This is a genomic window from Streptococcus raffinosi (genome assembly GCF_030284685.1).
GTDB classification, from domain to species: Bacteria; Bacillota; Bacilli; order Lactobacillales; family Streptococcaceae; genus Streptococcus; species Streptococcus raffinosi.
This window is the reverse complement of record NZ_JASUZV010000010.1, coordinates 1-20,431: the sequence shown is the minus strand read 5'-3', so window position 1 is coordinate 20,431 and position 20,431 is coordinate 1. Positions and strand designations below refer to the sequence as shown.

The window sequence follows — 20,431 nt, the reverse complement described above, 5'->3', positions numbered from 1 at the left end:
TTTTCTATTGACAATAGTAGCTCTATTGTCACCTTTATCAGCTACCTTAGAGGGGGAAGAATCTTCCACTTCTAAAGCTTATGTTTATTCTTCTTTATTTGAAGCTTCTTCTTTAGCTTTTTCTAATTCAGCAGCTTCTTTGGCCTGTTGCACACGTGCTTTTTCAAGATCGTCAACGTGCATAACGTCGTCATCTTCACCTTCATCAAGATCACGCAATTCAACTTCATGATCGTCTTCGTCAAGGACACGCATGTCAAGACCGAGTGATTGCAATTCTTTTACAAGTACTCGGAATGATTCTGGAACGCCTGGTTTTGGAATTGGTTTACCTTTAGTAATCGCTTCATAGGCTTTCAAACGTCCGTTCACATCATCAGACTTGTAAGTCAAGATTTCTTGAAGAATGTTTGAAGCACCGTAAGCTTCAAGGGCCCAAACCTCCATCTCACCGAAACGTTGTCCACCAAATTGTGCTTTACCACCAAGAGGTTGTTGGGTAACAAGTGAGTAAGGACCTACTGAACGAGCGTGAAGTTTATCATCAACCATGTGGTGAAGTTTGATCATATACATGACACCAACTGACACACGGTTATCAAACGGCTCACCTGTACGTCCATCGTAAAGGATTGTCTTAGCATCGCTATCCATACCAGCTTCACGAACAGTATCCCAGAGGTCTTCTGAACTTGCTCCGTCAAAGACTGGTGTTGCGATGTGAATACCCAAGTTACGAGCAGCCATACCAAGGTGAAGTTCCATAACTTGTCCGATATTCATACGTGATGGCACCCCAAGTGGGTTCAACATGATATCAACTGGTGTACCGTCTGGAAGGTAAGGCATGTCTTCAACCGGAACAATACGAGAAACAACCCCTTTGTTACCGTGACGACCGGCCATCTTATCTCCAACCTTGATCTTACGTTTTTGAGCAATGTAAACACGAACAAGCATGTTAACACCTGATTGCAATTCATCACCGTTGGCACGTGTAAAGATTTTAACATCACGAACGACACCATCACCACCGTGAGGAACACGAAGTGACGTATCACGTACTTCACGAGATTTGTCACCAAAGATAGCGTGGAGAAGACGTTCTTCAGCAGAAAGGTCTTTTTCACCCTTAGGTGTTACCTTACCAACAAGAATGTCACCTTCTTTAACCTCAGCACCGATACGGATAATACCCATTTCGTCAAGGTCTTTAAGGGCTTCTTCACCAACATTTGGCAATTCACGTGTGATTTCTTCAGGCCCAAGCTTTGTATCACGTGTTTCTGATTCGAATTCTTCCAAGTGAACAGATGTATAAACATCATCTTTCACAAGACGTTCACTCATGATTACGGCATCCTCGAAGTTGTAACCTTCCCATGTCATGTATGCGACGATAGGGTTTTGACCGAGGGCCATTTCGCCACCTTCCATAGATGGACCGTCAGCGATGAAGTCACCTTTTTCGACAATATCACCAACCTTAACCAAAGTACGTTGGTTGTAAGCAGTACCTGAGTTTGAACGGCGGAATTTTTGAACAGTATAAACGTCAAGCGAACCATCTTCACGACGAACTTCAACCTTATCGGCATCAGAGTAAACAACTTTACCGTCATGTTGAGCGATGACAGCAGCCCCTGAATCGTGGGCAGCTTGATATTCCATACCAGTACCAACAAATGGTGCTTTTGGATCAATCAATGGCACAGCTTGACGTTGCATGTTGGCACCCATGAGGGCACGGTTAGAGTCATCGTTTTCCAAGAATGGAATACATGCTGTCGCAACGGCAACTACCTGTTTAGGAGAAACATCTACGAAATCTACAAGGTGTGATGGGTACTCTTGGTTATTACCTTGGTGACGACCCATGACGATTTCTTCTGCAAATGTTCCATCTTCATTCAATTTAGAGTTGGCCTGAGCAACTGTGTACTCATCTTCTTCATCAGCAGTCAACCAAACCACTTCGTTGGTTACCTTACCAGTTGCACGGTCAACCTTGCGGTATGGTGTTTGAATGAAACCATACTTGTTAAGGTGTCCGTATGAAGACAAGTTATTAATCAAACCGATGTTAGGTCCTTCAGGTGTTTCGATTGGACACATACGACCATAGTGTGTATAGTGCACGTCACGAACTTCGTATCCGGCACGGTCACGTGTCAAACCACCAGGTCCTAAGGCTGACAAACGACGTTTGTGTGACAACTCTGACAATGGGTTGTGTTGGTCCATGAACTGTGACAATTGAGAAGAACCAAAGAATTCTTTAACCGCTGCAGTTACAGGACGAATATTGATAATTTGTTGCGGTGTCAGGACTTCGTTATCTTGAACTGACATACGTTCACGCACGTTACGTTCCATACGAGCCAAACCAATACGGAATTGGTTAGCAAGCAATTCACCAACGGCACGGATACGACGGTTACCAAGGTGGTCGATATCGTCTACTTTACCGATACCTTCAGCAAGGTTAAGGAAGTAGCTCATTTCAGCCAAGATATCCGCTGTCGTCAAAGCACGAACCTTATCGTCTGGATTGGCATTACCAACAATTGTAACCACACGATCTGGATCATTTGGTGCAACAACCTTGAATTTTTGAAGAACAACAGGTTCTGTAACCACCGCATAATCGTTTGGTGTGTATACAAATTTGTTCAAATCACCATCCAAGTGTTCTGCGATTGAATCAATCACATCACGTGTCATTTCAGTACCAGCTTCAACAAGGATTTCACCTGTTTCAGGATCTACCAAGTTTTCAGCAATTGTTTGTCCCAAAAGACGTGTCTTGATGTTAAGTTTTTTGTTAACCTTGTAACGACCAACAGCAGCCAAATCATAACGACGTGGATCAAAGAAACGAGCTACAAGCAAGCTACGTGAACTGTCGGCAGTTTTAGGTTCACCCGGACGAAGACGTTCATAAATTTCTTTAAGCGCTTCATCAGTACGTGAATCTGCTGGATTTTTGTGGATATCTTTTTCAACAGTGTTGCGAACCAACTCGCTATCACCAAAGATATCAACAATTTCGTCATCACCTGAGAATCCAAGCGCACGCACAAGCGTTGTGAATGGAATCTTACGTGTACGGTCGATACGAGTATAGGCGATGTCTTTTGAATCTGTTTCAAGTTCAAGCCATGCCCCACGGTTAGGGATAACTGTTGAGCCATAACCCACTTTACCGTTTTTATCAACCTTATCGTTAAAGTAAACACCCGGTGAGCGCACCAACTGAGAAACGATAATACGTTCACCACCATTGATGATGAAAGTACCCATCTCAGTCATAATAGGGAAATCTCCAAAGAAGACTTCCTGAGTTTTGATTTCACCAGTTTCTTTGTTAATAAGACGGAAAGTCACAAAGATTGGTGCTGAGTATGATGCATCGTGGATACGAGCTTCTTCAAGTGTATACTTAGGCTCTTTCAATTCGTAACCAACGAATTCCAATTCCATAGTGTCTGTGAAGTTTGAGATAGGAAGTACATCCTCAAAAACCTCTTTAAGACCAGTATCCAAGAAATCTTTAAATGAATCCGTTTGGATTTCAATCAAGTTTGGTAAATCAAGAACTTCTTTAATTCTTGAAAAACTACGACGGGTACGATGTTTCCCGTATTGAACGTCATGTCCTGCCAAGTCTTCTACTCCTTTTCTACATTCGAGACCTGCTTTGCAAGTCGTGCACTTTAAATATTTGCCATCTTTTTTAGTGCTTTATCCAATCAAATGCTAAATCTGACCACTCTAATAACAGATACTCAGAGATAGGGCAAGATGTGAATTTTTAGAACCTTTAAATATGTATTACAATGCTTAGAAATCCTAAAAATAAGCACAAAAATAGCAGCTAAATCTGACCGAAAAAACGTTGATTTAACTGCTGTATCTCTTGATTGGACAATATTTCAACCAAGTAAGACGACAAATAGTTGCCTATATTATACCTAATTTTTAGCTTTTTTGCAAGTTTTTGGGAGAATTTTAATGCCCTCCAAGAATACTAGACCAAGCCTTTTGATAGTCACTATCCGTTCCTCCGATAGCAAACTTGTAAGTGGTGTCGCCAGGCCCATTTTTGGCCCAGTAACTATCAACCATTTCACCACTTACGGAAACATTACGGCCATTGACCGACACTGTTGCCGGCTTAAGACCTGTTGATTTGAGCACACTGGCTTTTATGGCACTTGAATCCATGTTAAACTTATCACCTGTCTTAAAAATACCTGGATTAGCATTGTAGATAGCTGACGTTAAACGAGCCATATATTGGGCATTGTAGGTGTAACCTGTTTTAGAATCGGTCGGCGTATTATTGTCATAACCAGCCCAACCACCAAGGGTAATCCCAGGAGTTGACACAATCAGCCAAGCATCCGAAAAGTTATCTGTCGTTCCTGTTTTACCCATCCAATCGGCTGAAGCTGCTGAACCATTGACATTTTTCAATTCAGAATGGAACTGGGTCGTTGCCCCCTTAACGACAACTTCTTTGAGGAGATTATCCATGATACTTGCCGTAGCCCTCGAGAAGACTTGAACCCCTTCGGATTTATGCTGATAAATAACTTCTCCTGTACGATCAGTAATACTATCAACCATATAACCTTTTTCGTAGACACCACCATTTGAAAGCATCTGATAAGCATTGACCTGTTGGGCGACTGTCGTTTCAATCCCACCACCAAGAGGTAGACTTTCAATATTATAGTTAGCAATATTGTAACCCATCTTGGTCATATATCCCTCAACATCAACATCATTACGCTGAAGCATTTGGTAGGTCCAAAAAGCAGGAATATTCCATGAGGTATTAAGAGCCTCCTGCAGATTCATCATAGCCGTACCCTTATTACCATCGTGAAGAATCGGTGTCCCACCTGTAAAATTGGCTGGATAATTGGAAAGAATACTGGAGCTTCCCATCAAACCTTGATCAATAGCAATACCATAAGCGATAATGGGCTTAATAGAAGAACCAGGAGAACGTGCCGTATCAAAGGCATGGTTATTTTGGTTATTTTCATAACTACGCCCCCCAACAAAACCTAAGATAGCTCCAGTCGCATTGTCCATCAGTACATTTCCGACTTCAACGCCACTATTGCCACCTTGATCGAGTAAGCCACCATATTGACTAGCAGCATTTTGCATCGCATTATAAACGGCATTGTCAATTGTTGTCTTGACATGATAACCACCTGTTTGTAGCTCTCGAAGAGCCATCTCACGGTAGGTTTCCTTCGTCTTGTCATTTTTTAATTCTTGACTTGATACCTTGTCACGCTTCACCAAATAATCATACATGACATCCTGAGCTTCAGACATGACTGAATAGTACAAATAGTCATGACTCACAGCATCTGGATTCTCACCAGCCTTGAAATCTTTAGTAATATCATAATTCTTGTAACTATCGTATTGTGACTTATCTAGGTAGCCGCCTCGATAGAGATTGTAAAGGACATCTTTTTGACGCGCTAAGCCATAAGACAGATCATTTGCGTTCTTGAGTTGACCATTCGCAGTATAGGGTGAATAGACAATGGGACTCTGTGGTAAACCTGCAAGATAAGCCGCTTGAGGAACAGTTAAATCCGCAGCAGAAACCCCGAAAATCCCTTGGGCAGCTTCCTCAATACCAGCAATATTTTTTCCCCTATAGTTACGTCCAAAAGGAGAAACATTCAGGTAGTCGGTTAAAATTTCATTTTTTGAAGCACGACGCTCCAGTTGTAAGGCATAGATAATCTCTGCTGCCTTACGCTTAAAGGTCGGGGCATCTCCCGTGACCTGTTGCTTGATTAACTGCTGAGTCAGCGTTGAACCGCCACTTGAGGAACCTACACCTAACACTGATGACACCAAGGCCCTAAAAACCGCCTTTGGTACAACACCCTTATGCTTCTTGAAATTTTCATCCTCAGTTGCGATGATGGCGTTTTTGACGTTATTAGAAATCGCATCACTTTCAATGGGAGTTCTCAATAAGTCCGTGTCAATATCCGCAATCTTCTTAGAGTCAGAATAACTCATCGAAGATACCAGACTAACCTCACTAATCTGATTCAACAAGGTTTTATCCTTAACCGACGGAACAGACTCAATTTGACTCCCCAAATAGCCCAAACCAATACCGGCACCAAACAAGGTAAGGACGATAATAACCACATAAAAGAAATCAGACAAGAGTTTTAATGTTTTTAAGAAAACATCGCCCATATCTAGGAAAGTCATCCGGTCCTCAGAGGACTTCTTTGCTTGCTTGTGATTTTTCTTAGACTCAGTCACAAGCTTCCCCTCTCCTAAAGATTTCTCTCCTTTTTTAGACCTGAAACCGGCAAACTTTTTACGAATGGCTTGACCTAGCCGTCTAAAAAAATTTATTATTTTTTCAAAATTCATAGAAATACCTCAAAGCCTATTATAACAAACTTTGACAAAGCTTGCATAGGGTTGCTTTCTTTTGGTATAATGGTGCAGAATATACTTTACTGGAGAATATCATGACAATTTTTGAAGAACTAAAAGCACGTGGCTTGATTTTTCAAACCACAGACGAAGAAGCCCTTGTAAAAGCCTTTGAAGAGGGACCTGTGTCATACTACACTGGTTATGACCCAACAGCAGACAGTCTCCATCTTGGGCATCTTGTAGCCATCCTTACAAGCCGTCGCCTGCAATTGGCTGGACACAAACCTTACGCCCTCGTTGGTGGCGCAACAGGTTTGATTGGTGACCCATCATTTAAAGATGCTGAACGTAGCCTCCAAACCAAAGAAACGGTTGAAGGTTGGGTAGAAAAAATTCAAGGCCAACTTTCTCGCTTCCTTGACTTTGAAAATGGTGACAACAAAGCCGTTATGGTCAACAACTATGACTGGTTTGGTTCAGTCAGCTTCATCGATTTCTTGCGTGATGTGGGTAAATACTTCACGGTTAACTACATGATGAGTAAGGAATCTGTTAAGAAGCGTATCGAAACAGGTATCTCTTACACTGAGTTTGCCTACCAAATTATGCAGGGTTACGATTTCTATGAACTCAACGATAAATACGGTGTAACTCTTCAAATCGGGGGATCTGACCAATGGGGTAACATGACAGCAGGTACTGAGCTCTTGCGTCGTAAAGCAGACAAATCTGGACATGTTATCACTGTGCCACTTATCACAGATTCAACGGGTAAAAAATTCGGTAAATCTGAAGGTAACGCTGTCTGGCTTGATGCGACTAAGACTACACCTTACGAAATGTACCAATTCTGGCTCAACGTTATGGATGATGATGCTGTTCGCTTCTTGAAGATTTTCACTTTCTTATCACTTGAAGAAATCGAAGAAATCGGTAAAGAATTTGATCAAGCTCGTCACCAACGCTTGGCACAAAAGATTTTGGCTCGTGAAGTTGTGACCTTGGTACACGGTAAAGAAGCCTACGAACAAGCTGTTCACATCACTGAACAACTCTTTTCTGGTAATCTTAAAGCCCTCTCAGCACGTGACCTCAAAGTTGCTCTCCACGGTGTGCCAACCTATGAAATTTCAGCAGACGAAAATCTTAACATCGTTGAACTTCTCGTCAATGCCAAGATTTCTCCATCTAAACGCCAAGCACGTGAAGATGTACAAAACGGTGCTATTTATATCAACGGCGAACGTATCCAAGACCTTGATTACACGCTTTCAGATAGCGATAAAATTGACAACGAAATCACCGTTATCCGTCGTGGTAAGAAGAAAAACTTTGTCTTGACTTACTAATAAATACCAATTCTCACTCCTTAATGGAGTGATTTTTTTACCTTGGACATACAACTACAGGTGCACAATAAAAATAGTGGCTGCCTGCTCATCAACTCTCAATAGTTACTACTTTCTTCAAGACACAAAAAAACCGGCACTAGGCTGGTTTTTTTGAGACTATCACATTAGTTATAAATCTTGAAAGCATCGTCGTCGTTTTGACCAACGAATGGCATTGCTTTACGCAATTCAACACCAATCTTTTCAATTTCAAGTTCTTCAGCTTCTTTACGGTAAGCTTTCAAACGTGGGAAGCCAGCATCGTGGTCTTCAACGAATTCACGAGCAAATTTACCTGATTGGATATCAGCAAGTGCAGCTTTCATGTTTTCTTTGACTTCTGGACCGATGACACGTGGACCAGTTACAAAGTCACCAAATTCTGCAGTATTTGAACATGATTGACGCATTTTCTTGAATCCACCTTCATAAATAAGGTCAACGATAAGTTTCATTTCATGAAGAACTTCAAAGTAAGCCAATTGTGGAGCATAACCAGCTTCAGTCAACACTTCGAAACCTGCTTCAATAAGGTGTGTCAAACCACCCATAAGAACTGCTTGTTCACCAAACAAATCTTCTTCAGTTTCTTCTTTAAATGTTGTTACAAGCAAGCCAACACGTGCAGCACCGATACCTTTAGCCCAGTCCATTGCAATGTTTTGAGCATTTCCTGTTGGATTTTGGTAAACAGCGTAAAGAGCTGGTACACCAAAACCTTCTGTATATGTACGACGTACCAAGTGACCTGGTCCTTTAGGAGCAACCATGAAGACATCAACATCTTCTGGAGCTTTAATGTAGCCAAAATGAATATTAAATCCATGGGCAAAACCAAGAGCTTTACCTGCACTCAAGTTTGGCGCAATTTCATCTTTATAGATGTCTTTTTGAATTTCATCTGGTGCCAAAACCATAATGATATCAGCCAATTTAGTTGCTTCTGCTACTGTGTAAGTATCAAAACCATCTTCTTTAGCTTTATCAAATGATTTACCAGGACGTACACCGATGATGACATCATGTCCTGAATCACGCAAGTTTTGTGCATGCGCATGACCTTGTGAACCGTAACCAATAACAGCAATTTTTTTGCCGTCAAGTGCTGGTACTTTTACGTCTTTTTCATATTCCATTTGAACTGCCATAGTAATATGTCTCTTTTCTAAAAAAATATTTTATTGCCTTTTTAAGGCTGGGTTAACAAATTTAAATTGGATTTTTAATCACGGGTAAATCCAGTTGCACCCGTACGAGCGATATTCTTAATACCATAAGGTCGAATAACTCGTAGAAGCGCCTCGCTCTTTTCAGCATTCCCAGTCATCTGGATAGTGATAGAGCTAGGTGCCACATCAACCACCGAAGCACGGAAAGGTTGAATAATTGCCAAGATTTCAGCACGTTTAGAGGTTGGTGCTGATACCTTAACTAAGATAACTTCACGTTCCAAATGTGGCTGATCTGTAATATCGCGAATGCGAATCACATCAATCTGACGATTGAGTTGTTTGATGATTTGTTCCACCTCATTATGAGAATTTACATCAATAATAATCGTAATACGTGAAACATTAGGATCCTCTGAAGCACCAACCGAAATACTTTCAATGTTGACTTGACGTCTTGAAAGGACACCTGTGAAGCGGTTAAGGACACCGGAACGGTTTTGAAGTTTAGCAGTTAACATTCTACGCATTGAACTTCACCCCCAACATTTCGTTATTACTCTTACCAGCCGGAACGATTGGCAAAACATGCTCCTTACGAGAGATGTCTACCTCTATGAACATTGGCACATCTTCCTTGATAACTTCCAAATCCTGATCAATTGTTTCTGGATTATCAAACTTATAAGACTTAATCCCATAAGCTTGAGCCATCAATTGGAAATCTGGAAGAGTTTCAAAGACAGATTCTGATGTACGTCCTTCATAGAAGGACTCTTGCCATTGGCGAACCATACCAAGTGAATGGTTGTTGAGCATGACAACCTTGATTGGTACCTTATAAATGTTCAAGATAGCCAACTCTTGATTAGTCATTTGGAAACCACCATCACCAACAAAGAGAACAACTTCTTTATCAGGATTGGCAATCTTAGCACCAATGGCTGCTGGAACACCAAATCCCATGGTTCCTAGACCACCTGAAGTAACCAGTTGGCGTTCATTTTGGTATGGATAGTACTGAGCAGTCCACATTTGATGTTGACCAACGTCAGTAACCACAACAGCATCACCCTTAGTCAATTCACCGATACGCTCGATAACTGCCTGAGGTTGTACCATACGTTCTTTCTTGTCGTAAGAACGCACACGCTCTTTATCTTTCGTGACTTTTTCAATCCATTTTTCAGTGTTGTTTTTAACAACAGGTTCTGCTAAAAGCATCTCAAGAGCTTGCTTAGCATCCCCAACAACAGGAATATCTACAGCAATAATTTTACCAATTTCAGCCGGATCCACATCAATGTGAACGACCTTAGCATTCTTAGCAAATGTTTTAGGATTACCTGTTAAACGGTCATCAAAACGACAACCAATAGAAATCATAAAGTCAGCGTCAGTCATAGCAATATTAGCTGCATATGAACCATGCATACCTCCCATGCCCAAGAAAAGGGGATGGCTAGTAGCAATTGTTCCTTGACCTAATAGACTTGTAACAACCGGAATTTGGTAGCGTTCTGCAAAAGCGACTAACTCCTTAGCAGACTCAGAATAAGATACCCCACCTCCAGCTACGATAACTGGTTTTTTAGCCTTGCCCAACTGTTTCAAGATTTTCTTAATCTGCATTTCGTTTGGTCTTAGCGTTGGTTGGTAACTTGGAAGATAAATTTCAGGATCGTTAATATAATCCGTTTCCTTAGCTACAACATCTTTCGGAAGGTCAATAACAACTGGACCAGGACGCCCAGTCGTTGCGATATGGACCGCTTCCTTAATAATACGAGGAATATCAGCTGTATCACGAACTTGATAGTTGTATTTGGTAATCGGCATGGTGATTCCGACAATATCAGCCTCTTGGAAGGCATCCTTACCAATACCTGCTGTTCCTACCTGACCTGTAAATACAAGGAGAGGTACACTATCACTCATAGCATCTGCAATCCCTGTGATAGCATTAGTCGCACCAGGACCACTCGTTACCAGAGCAACACCAAGTTTACCAGTTGATTTTGCATAACCCTCAGCTTCATGCAAACTTCCTTGCTCATGACGAGATAAGATATGATTAATCTCGTCATTTTTATAAATAGCATCATACAAAGGAAGAACCGCTCCGCCAGGATATCCAAAGATGGTTGAAATCCCAAGTTCAAGAAGTGTATCAAGAATCAAATCAGCACCAGAGCGTGCTTCTTCAAGTTCAATTTTCTTCACATGGACCTCCTTTAGTAGTTGTTTTTTTTCGAATTGTCTAAAAATTCAAAACCTTGTATACTATGATAACATTTTTAACCAAATTTGCAAGGGGTTAGGAGAAAAATATCACAACCTCTTTGGAAAGAATGGTTTTAGTCCTTCTCCTGTGCTTGACGTTCTGCCTTACGCTCTTCAAACTCTTCATCACTCATCAATGTTCCACCGACATTAGCAGATTTGGCAAAAGCTGTGTAACGACGCAACCAACCACTTGAAATTTTTGATTTGAACGGTTTTAAGTGTTTACGACGTTCTTCAAGTGTTGCATCATCGACAAGCAAATCGATGGTACGATTTGGAAGATCAATCACGATTTCGTCACCATCTTCAATCAAGGCGATATTTCCACCTTCAGCGGCTTCTGGAGATACGTGACCAATAGCAATACCACGAGTCGCTCCTGAGAAGCGGCCATCTGTAATAAGAGCTACATCTTTACCAAGCCCACGTCCGACAATCTTAGATGTTGGCGCCAGCATTTCTGGCATACCAGGACCACCTTGAGGACCTTCGTAACGAATGACGACGACATGTCCCTTCTTGACAGTTCCATTGTCAATCAACTCAAGGGCTTGATCTTGTGAATCACAACAAATGGCTTTACCACGGAAAGTTTTAACAGATGGGTCTACACCACCAACCTTGATAACAGCGCCATCCTGAGCAATATTTCCGTAAAGGATAGACAAACCACCAACTGGTGAAATTGGATGTTCGATTGGATGAATGATTTCTTCATTTTTAATTTCAGCACCAGCCACATTTTCTTTCAAAGTCTTACCAGTGACTGTGATGCGGTCACCCTTAATGGCACCTTTCTTAATCAACTGATTAATAATGGCTGGAACACCACCAGCTTCGTGCACATCATGCATGGTGTAAACACTTGAAGGGGCGATTTTAGAAAGATAAGGTGTTTTCTTAGCAATCTCGTTAATGTCCTTGAGGTTATAATCGATTCCAGCTTCACGCGCAATAGCAAGCGTATGAAGAACGGTATTGGTTGAACCACCCATGGCCATATCAAGCGCAAAGGCATCATCAATTGCTTCTTTAGTCACAATATCACGTGGGCGAACATTATTTTTGATGTTATCCATCAATTTTGTAGCTGCTTGACGAACCAATTCACGACGTTCATCTGAAACAGCTAGGATAGTACCATTACCTGGAAGTGCAAGACCCAAAACTTCCATCAAACAGTTCATTGAGTTGGCAGTAAACATTCCTGAACATGAACCACAAGTTGGACAGGCATTTTTTTCCAAATAATCGAGCTCTTTCTTGCTCATATCTCCAGCCTGATAAGTACCTACAGCTTCAAACAAACTTGATAGCGTAGCCTGATGACCAGTCATGTCAACGCCACCCTTCATAGGGCCACCTGAGCAAAATACCGCTGGCACATTCGTACGCATAGCCGCCAAAATCATCCCTGGTGTAATCTTATCACAGTTAGGAATATAGAAAACCCCATCAAACCAGTGGGCGTTAATAACAGTTTCTGCAGAGTCAGCAATTAATTCACGAGAAGGAAGGCTGTAACGCATCCCAATATGCCCCATGGCAATCCCATCATCTACACCAATTGTATTAAACTCAAAGGGAACACCACCAGCTTCACGGATAGCTTCTTTAGCAATATCTGCCAATTCACGTAAGTGAACATGCCCTGGAACAATATCAATATAGGAGTTACAAATAGCAATAAAAGGCTTTTTCATATCCTTGGAAGATTTAACCTGTCCAGTCGCATACAAAAGTCCACGTGCTGGCGCCTTATCAACACCAACTTTAATCATATCACTTCTCATGATGTTACCTTCAATCTATAAAATTTCTCACATCATATGTTACCACTTTGCAAAGTAATGTCAAGGAATTTTCAGAATATTTCCGTAATTCCGAAAAAGCGTTCCTGATGTATCGAAACCGACAAAACAAAAAGGAAGCCCTAAGACTTCCTAAATGATTATTTCAAAATTACTCAACGCTAAAGATATATGGATATACTGGCTGATCACCTTGGAAGATTTCAACTTCAATATCTTCGTGTGCTGCTTCCAATTTATCAGCGATTGTTTGAGCTTGTTCTTTATTTCCTTCTTCGCCGACGTAAATCATAACAATTTCGCTATCTTCGTCAATCATCTTGTCAAAGGTGTCAAGAAGGGCTTGGTCCATATCTGGTGTAGACACAAGGATCTTACCATCCACCATACCAAGGATATCATTTTCATGAATCTCAAGACCATCAATAGTTGTATCACGTACCGCCAATGTCACGCTACCACTTGTGACGTCTGAAAGACTAGCTGTCATCGCTTCAACGTTAGCTTCGATACTTTGGCTAGGGTCGAAAGCAAGCAAGCTTGTAAAGCCTTGTGGAACTGTACGTGTTTCAACAACTGCCGCATTGACATCTACTACTTCAGCAGCTGATTGTGCCGCCATAAAGATGTTTTTATTATTTGGCAAGATGATAACATTCTTAGCATTAACCTGCTCAATAGCCTTAACGATATCCTCTGTTGATGGATTCATTGTTTGACCACCTGAAATCACATAGTCAACACCTTGAGATTTGAAAATATCTGCAAGTCCATCACCAGCAACAACCGTAATAAGGGCAAAATCTTTAGGAGCTGACTGCTCTGTTTGCACAGCTTCTTCTTTTTGCACTTGTGCATCGTGTTGGTTACGCATGTTGTCAACCTTAACTTTGACAAGGGCACCATACTTAAGACCTTCTTGCATGACAAGACCCGGATCTTCCGTATGAACATGGACCTTAACAATCTCATCATCGTTAACGACAAGGAGAGAGTCGCCAAGATTACTCAAGTAATTACGGAATTCTTCATAATCAAAATCTTTGACATATGTAGGTCCTTGTTTAAGAGCAACCATAATTTCAGTACAGTAACCAAATTTGATATCTTCGGTCGCTACATGACCTGCAACAGATTTATGGTGCTCAGCATTAATCATTTCAGTCATGGTAGCAGGCGTTGCTTGGAAATCCTCTGAAGCAATATACTCACCAGTAAGTGCTGACAAGAACCCTTCATAGATAAAGACCAATCCTTGACCACCTGAATCGACAACACCGACCTCTTTTAAAACTGGTAGCATTTCTGGAGTCTTAGCCAAGGCTGCCTTAGCTCCTTCAAGAGCTGCACGCATAACCTCAACAGCATCATCCGTAGATTCTGCTTTTTTAATAGCTGCTGTGGCTGCACCACGAGAAACAGTCAAGATTGTACCTTCAACAGGCTTCATAACAGCTTTATAAGCAACTTCAACACCTGATTGGAAAGCGCTGGCTAAATCCTTACCATCAAGTTCGATTTTGCCTTTGATACTTTGTCCAAAGCCACGGAACAATTGAGAAGTGATGACCCCTGAATTCCCACGAGCACCCATCAAAAGTCCCTTAGACAAGATTTGTCCAACTTCACCAACTGTTGATGCCGTCTGATCAGAAACAGCCTTAGCTCCGTTATCCATGGTCATACCCATATTAGTTCCTGTATCTCCATCAGGAACTGGGAAGACATTAAGCGAGTTCACATATTCTGCCTGCTTACCAAGACGAGTCGCCGCAGCCTCTACCATTTCTTGAAGCAAGCTTGTTGTAATTTTAGACACTAGTTTTCTCCTACGACTTTGATGCTTTGAACGTAAACATTAACAGTTTCAGCCTTGATACCCAATTGATTCTCAAGATTGAATTTTACACGTTCTTGAATATTTTTAGAAACCTCACTGATCTTGACACCGTAACTCATGACAGTGTATACATCCACAGTGATACCTGCATCAGTAGATTTCACGACAACTCCTTTTGCGTAGTTTTCCTTTCCAAGAAGTGCTTGAAAATTATCTCGGATAGCACTCTTACTTGCCATACCGACAACGCCAAAAATTTCTGTTGCTGAACCGCCAACTACTGTTGCGATGACATCATCTGACAATTCGATTTGACCATCTTTTGTATTGATTTTTACAGTCATAATTACTACCTCAAAAAGTTTTTATCAGCTTATTTTACCATATTCAAGCCCACTTGTAAAAAATAAGAAGGAGATACCCCTGTAGAGAGCATCTCCTCATCAATTTATCATTAAAACTGTCTCTTTATGAGATAACGACGGTACATCACGTAGAGGAATATCGCACGCCATACATTATCAACAACTGTTGCAATCCAGACACCTGCAAGACCCATTCCCAGACTCACTCCAAGGAAGTATCCTGAGAAAATTCGGATGACCCACATCCCAATAGTCGTTGCATAAAAAGGCATCTTAGCCTTACCCAGACCTTGCCAAACTGCTGTGTAGACTAAAGTTCCCGAAGTCACAGGATTCCCCAGGAAAGAATAAAGAATAACTACCTGACTAGCCGCAATAGCTGCTTTATTATCTGTGAAAAGGCCTGACAAACCATGACCAAAACCTAAAATAATTCCCGATACCAGAACCATGAGGACAGTCGAAATCCAGTAAGATTCTCGAATAATACGCTTCATCTGCGCCTTATCCCCTCGACCCAAACTATTGGCAACTAGAATTACCGTCGCTGTCGCTACTCCCATACCAGGCATGTAGTTAAACTGGGTAAGATTTTCACCAATGGCATTACCACCGACAACAGCTGTACCAAAGGTCACAATAATAGCCACGATTACCACATCACCAGCACGCATCATCAGTCGTTCACCTGCAGCTGGTAGGGCAATCCCCAACAACTCCTTGTTAAAAGGTTTGGTAATTTCAAACTGCTTCACATCCAATTTCATGGCTGTCCATAGAATCACTGTCCCAACCAGACGAGAAAAAACCGTTGCTGTCGCAACCCCAATAATCCCCCAATGGCCAACAAATATGGCTAAAGAGGATAAAATAGCATTAAGCACATTGGTCAAAAGACTGACAACCATGGAAATACGAGGACGTCCCTTGGCTCGTAGAATATTACCAAAAGTGGTCATCAATCCTAGAAAGACGACTCCCCCACCGACAAGTGCAAGGTAGAGACTACCAGCCTGAGTCACCGATTGCTCAGTACCTAAAAGATTTAGAATGGTTCCTCCACCCAAAATCGAAAGTAGACCAAGAACCAAACTAAGGGCAAGAGTAATAATGATAGCATCCCAGGTATCTCGGTTGGTCGCTTTGACATCACCTTTTCCTAGACTTCTAGCAATGACACTAGCACTTGAGGCCCCCAAGGCAATAAAGATAGCCTGATAAATGGTAATGATATTATTAGCCACGGAAACCCCTGATATGGCGACAATTCCAACCTGAGCTACCAAGTAAGAATCGACAACCCCCATCAACATTTGTAAGAGGTTCTCAGCCATAGCCGGCAAGGCTATATTTAGAATTTTCTTTGTTTCTGTCATAATATTCTCTTTTACATTGATAAAAATAGGGCTGATTTCTCAGCTCCTATTTTTTTATTCTTATAAGCCAAGATAGCTTTCAACTGCTTTTTGCATATCAGCTGCCGCAACAACTGTTTTATGGCGAACTTCTGCACGTTCAAGTCCATCTACAGCAGCTGGGATAGCTACACCTGAAAGTTGGTGCAAATCTGCTACCGCTTTGAAGTCATCTCCACTGTCTTTACCAGTGACAGCTGAGACAGCTACACGTGGGAACTTGTAAGGGCTAGCTGTTGAGGCGATGACTGTTGGTGTGTGATCATCTGTCTTTTGAACATAGGCTTCGTAAACCGCTGAGGCAACTGCTGTATGAGGATCTTCAATATATTTGTCTTCCTCGTAAACACGTTTGATTTCAGCAGCTGTTTCATCCTCGGTCGCAAAACCAGCTGCAAACAAGTCTAAAATATCTTGATTTGCATCAGCCAAAGTATACTCACCCTTAGTCACAAGCGCATCCATAAGTTCTTTAGTCTTAGTTGCATCATTGCCAAGAAGGTGGAAAATCAAGCGTTCCAAGTTAGAAGATACCAAGATATCCATTGAAGGACTTGTTGTCACCTTGAAGTCACGTTTCTTGTCGTAAGTACCTGTTGCAAAGAAGTCTGTAAGAACATTATTTTCGTTAGAGGCGCAGATTAACTTGCCAACTGGAACACCAATTTGACGTGCATAATAGGCTGCCAAGATGTTACCAAAGTTACCTGTTGGTACTGTAACGTTAATCTTATCACCGTTTTGAATATGACCCGCCTTAATCAATTGTGCATAGGCATAAACATAGTAAACCACTTGTGGTACCAAACGGCCAACATTCATTGAGTTAGCTGATGAAAATTGCGTTTGATGAGCCAACAATTTCTCACGTAAATCAACATCGTTAAACATGCGTTTGACATCTGTTTGGGCATCATCAAAGTTACCATCAATAGCAATAACATGAGTGTTCGCACCTGTTTGAGTGGTCATTTGCAGTTCTTGGATTTTTGAAACACCATCTTTTGGATAGAAAACAATGATTTCAGTTCCAGGAACATCCGCAAAACCAGCCATGGCTGCCTTACCAGTGTCCCCTGATGTCGCTGTCAAGATAACAATCTTATTATCAACACCTTGTTTTTTAGCTGATGTTGTTAGTAAGTATGGCAAAATTGACAGTGCCATATCTTTGAAGGCGATAGTAGAACCATGGAAAAGTTCAAGATTATAATGATCCTTAAGTTTCACAACAGGAGCAATAGTAGCCGCGTCAAACTTGTCATCATAAGCATTTGTGATACAGTAATCCAATTCTTCTTCAGTGAAATCATCCAAGAAAGCTGACAAAACCAATTTAGCAACTTCTTGATAAGAAGCGTCTTTCAATTGGTCAAAGTCCAAAGCAACCTCAGGGATTGACAATGGTGTAAACAAACCACCATCTGTTGCCAAACCTTGAAGAATAGCCTGGCTAGCTGTCACTTTATTATTTTCATCACGTGTTGATTGGTATACAAGTGTCATGGTAAATCCTCTTTTTTAGATAGTCTTTGGCTCCATTGTAGCATAATTGTCAGAATATTTCTACACATATTGTGACTTGTGCAAAAAACATTCGGCTTTCACTTGATGTACAGGATTCAAAGACAAGAAAAAATCCGGAATTTTTCTATTCCGGATTTTGGTTTAAAATTTATCTTTAGTGTCATTCTCAGTTGAGAAGGTCATATCTTTTGCCTTACCATCACCACTAAGGATAACTTTTTTATCCTTCTTGGTAACTTTTAGCTCTTGTCCTTTTTTCACATTAAGACCATCAATATCAACATCTTTGTTGACAGAAGTAATAGTCATCTTATGCCCTAAACGACTAACCTTCCCTTTAAAGAGGGTCGTTGTAGTTTCACCTGTCTTGGAATCATACTTTTGACCACTATCTTTAGCAGCCTTTTCAAGAGCTTCATCAAGTTCTTTCTCTATGGTTTCCTCACTGTAATAATTTTCGAAGGATTCTCCATAAAGGTCTTTAAATAAATCGCCAAAGGTTGAAAAGGTCTTTTGAACTCTCTCACGGTAGTCTTTGATATAGGTTTCCTTGTCAAACGTAAAGCTTGCAGTCACCTTCGCATTGCTACCCTTTGCCTTCATGGTTACAGCAGTTTTTGTAATATATTTTTCAAGTTCTTTACTATCCACATCGGTCAAACCTTCGGTCATACTTGAACTATATTCTCTACCTAGAGAACTGCTGTACCACTTACCGTCAATATTGCCTGTCACATAACGGTAGCCCGTAAAGCCACCAACACTTAATAGGATAAGAGCTACGGCTGAAAGAACAGAAATTATGATAAATTTTTTCTTTTTAGCATCTAAGCCTTTTTTAGGAGCCATATTGGTCACAGCTGCTTGCCCTTCTGGAAAAGCAACTGTCGCTGGTGTAGCTGTTATTGGTGTTCCTTCAATTGATTCAGGATTAGCATTTGTCTCAACGATTTCTGCCTCAACCTTAATGGGTTCAGCCGTAGCTGTTTCTTCTGCTTTAACTGGCTCCTCGTTAACAAACTCTCCAGCCTTCAAAGCATCCGCCATCTCCTGCACACTCGGCTTACGTCCATTCACCGTTTCAAAATAGTCCAACCATTCCGCTCTTGTCATCTATATTCCCCTTTAATTACATTTTTAATTTATTTTCTGGTAAAGTTAATGTCACCAAATTCACTGTGTGCTTTGATGACAAAGCCACCATTGTTAGGTGTATAGTCTAATACGTCACCTTTTTTAAAGACATCTGAATCTCCAGCACTAGCTATTGTGATTGTTTGATCCCAACGGTTTATGTCACCCATGAAAGCAGTTGTTGTTACTTGACCTGTTTTAGAATCGTAAGTATAACTCTTGGGAAGTTCTTTTTTTATCGTCGAATCAAACTGTTTGTAGTAATCTTTTTCTGACAATGAATAACTATCAAACACCTCTGAGAATTCCTCCCCGTACTGACCTTTCAGTTCATTGACCCTACTCTTGTAAGCCTCATAAAGACCTTTTCGATTATAGATAAAACTCACCTCTAATCGGGCTTTATTATCAGTAATGCTCATCGCTGTATTGATATCAGTGATAAGGTTTTGCCCCTGTGGTAAGGCATTACTGATCTTTTGCTTAGCATTGGCAGTATCTTTTAGAGTAGCCAACATTTTCTCGCTAAAAGTCGGGCTTATCCAATCACCCTCAATACTAGCTGCTTGATATCGGTAGCCCATTACCGCAAAAACAATCAAAAGTATGGTGAGTATTGCTGCAATTACACCTGATACCATTCCCAAAATATTCTTTGAAGTTACTGGCGCTTTTGATTCGTTCATCTTTTGACTGGGATTGAATTGAACACTCACTACCCTATCAGCATCAAACTCTCTAAACTTATTAGTCGCTCTATTCCCTTCTATGGAGGCCCTTGGAGGCCTCGTTTCACGAGGCTTGAGAGAATGTGCTGTATCACCCAAACTAAGCCCTTCTTCTTTTGTCATAGGAATCTCCTTATTTTGCTGTAAGGCTATTATAACAATTCTTAAAGCGATTTGCTATCTTATTCAGGGAAGTTCTTAATTTTTAATTTAGGTAAACACTCTAATCTAATAACTTTTTAGCCAAAAAACATACTAAGATTAGTAGTGAAGAAATCTCCGACGGGAGAGAGTACTCACTACTTTTTCTTTGTGTTAAAG

General features: G+C 41.0%; 13 protein-coding genes. 1 reads left to right on the top strand and 12 read right to left on the bottom strand.

Features of this window, described 5'->3' with window-relative positions:
- Positions 1-84 precede the first annotated feature (84 nt).
- Both rpoB and pbp1b read right to left on the bottom strand, forming a co-directional pair.
- On the bottom strand, positions 85-3,666 hold the full coding sequence (gene rpoB / locus QRD39_RS07460) for a DNA-directed RNA polymerase subunit beta (protein ID WP_060933833.1): 3,582 nt from the start codon (positions 3,664-3,666) through the stop codon (positions 85-87).
- Positions 3,667-4,011: 345 nt separating this feature from the next.
- The gene (gene pbp1b, locus QRD39_RS07455; protein ID WP_285956118.1) at positions 4,012-6,435 is read right to left on the bottom strand and encodes a penicillin-binding protein PBP1B; all 2,424 of its coding nucleotides are present in this window, start codon (positions 6,433-6,435) and stop codon (positions 4,012-4,014) included.
- Between the two features lie 101 nt (positions 6,436-6,536).
- Here pbp1b and tyrS point away from each other — a divergent pair, with 101 nt between their 5' ends.
- On the top strand, positions 6,537-7,793 hold the full coding sequence (gene tyrS, locus QRD39_RS07450; RefSeq protein WP_285956117.1) for a tyrosine--tRNA ligase: 1,257 nt from the start codon (positions 6,537-6,539) through the stop codon (positions 7,791-7,793).
- A 167-nt stretch (positions 7,794-7,960) separates the two neighbouring features.
- On the opposite strand, the gene ilvC is transcribed toward tyrS, so the two are convergent.
- From ilvC to QRD39_RS07400, 10 genes are all read right to left on the bottom strand, one after another.
- Positions 7,961-8,983: a ketol-acid reductoisomerase gene (ilvC, locus tag QRD39_RS07445; RefSeq protein WP_002887458.1), complete on the bottom strand. Its 1,023-nt coding sequence runs from the start codon at positions 8,981-8,983 to the stop codon at positions 7,961-7,963.
- 74 nt (positions 8,984-9,057) lie between these two features.
- A complete protein-coding gene (gene ilvN / locus QRD39_RS07440) occupies positions 9,058-9,534 on the bottom strand; it encodes an acetolactate synthase small subunit (protein ID WP_021146579.1) in 477 nt (158 codons plus the stop codon).
- Entirely contained in the window at positions 9,527-11,227 is a 1,701-nt protein-coding gene (locus tag QRD39_RS07435) for an acetolactate synthase large subunit (protein WP_285956116.1), read from the bottom strand. The genes ilvN and QRD39_RS07435 overlap by 8 nt, the downstream gene beginning before the upstream one ends.
- 134 nt (positions 11,228-11,361) lie before the next feature.
- The gene (gene ilvD / locus QRD39_RS07430; RefSeq protein WP_002887460.1) at positions 11,362-13,083 is read right to left on the bottom strand and encodes a dihydroxy-acid dehydratase; all 1,722 of its coding nucleotides are present in this window, start codon (positions 13,081-13,083) and stop codon (positions 11,362-11,364) included.
- Positions 13,084-13,252: 169 nt separating this feature from the next.
- Positions 13,253-14,920 carry a DAK2 domain-containing protein gene (locus QRD39_RS07425; protein ID WP_008536092.1) on the bottom strand — a complete coding sequence of 556 codons (1,668 nt, stop codon included), beginning with the start codon at positions 14,918-14,920 and terminating at the stop codon, positions 13,253-13,255.
- Entirely contained in the window at positions 14,920-15,285 is a 366-nt protein-coding gene (locus QRD39_RS07420; protein WP_002887462.1) for an Asp23/Gls24 family envelope stress response protein, read from the bottom strand. The genes QRD39_RS07425 and QRD39_RS07420 overlap by 1 nt, the downstream gene beginning before the upstream one ends.
- A 110-nt stretch (positions 15,286-15,395) precedes the next feature.
- Complete coding sequence (locus QRD39_RS07415; protein WP_285956115.1) at positions 15,396-16,682, bottom strand: MATE family efflux transporter; 1,287 nt, start codon at positions 16,680-16,682, stop codon at positions 15,396-15,398.
- A 60-nt stretch (positions 16,683-16,742) separates the two neighbouring features.
- Entirely contained in the window at positions 16,743-18,227 is a 1,485-nt protein-coding gene (gene thrC / locus QRD39_RS07410) for a threonine synthase (protein WP_285956114.1), read from the bottom strand.
- Between the two features lie 162 nt (positions 18,228-18,389).
- Entirely contained in the window at positions 18,390-19,361 is a 972-nt protein-coding gene (locus tag QRD39_RS07405) for a hypothetical protein (protein WP_285956113.1), read from the bottom strand.
- Between the two features lie 29 nt (positions 19,362-19,390).
- On the bottom strand, positions 19,391-20,233 hold the full coding sequence (locus tag QRD39_RS07400; protein WP_285956112.1) for a hypothetical protein: 843 nt from the start codon (positions 20,231-20,233) through the stop codon (positions 19,391-19,393).
- Between the last annotated feature and the right edge of the window lie 198 nt (positions 20,234-20,431).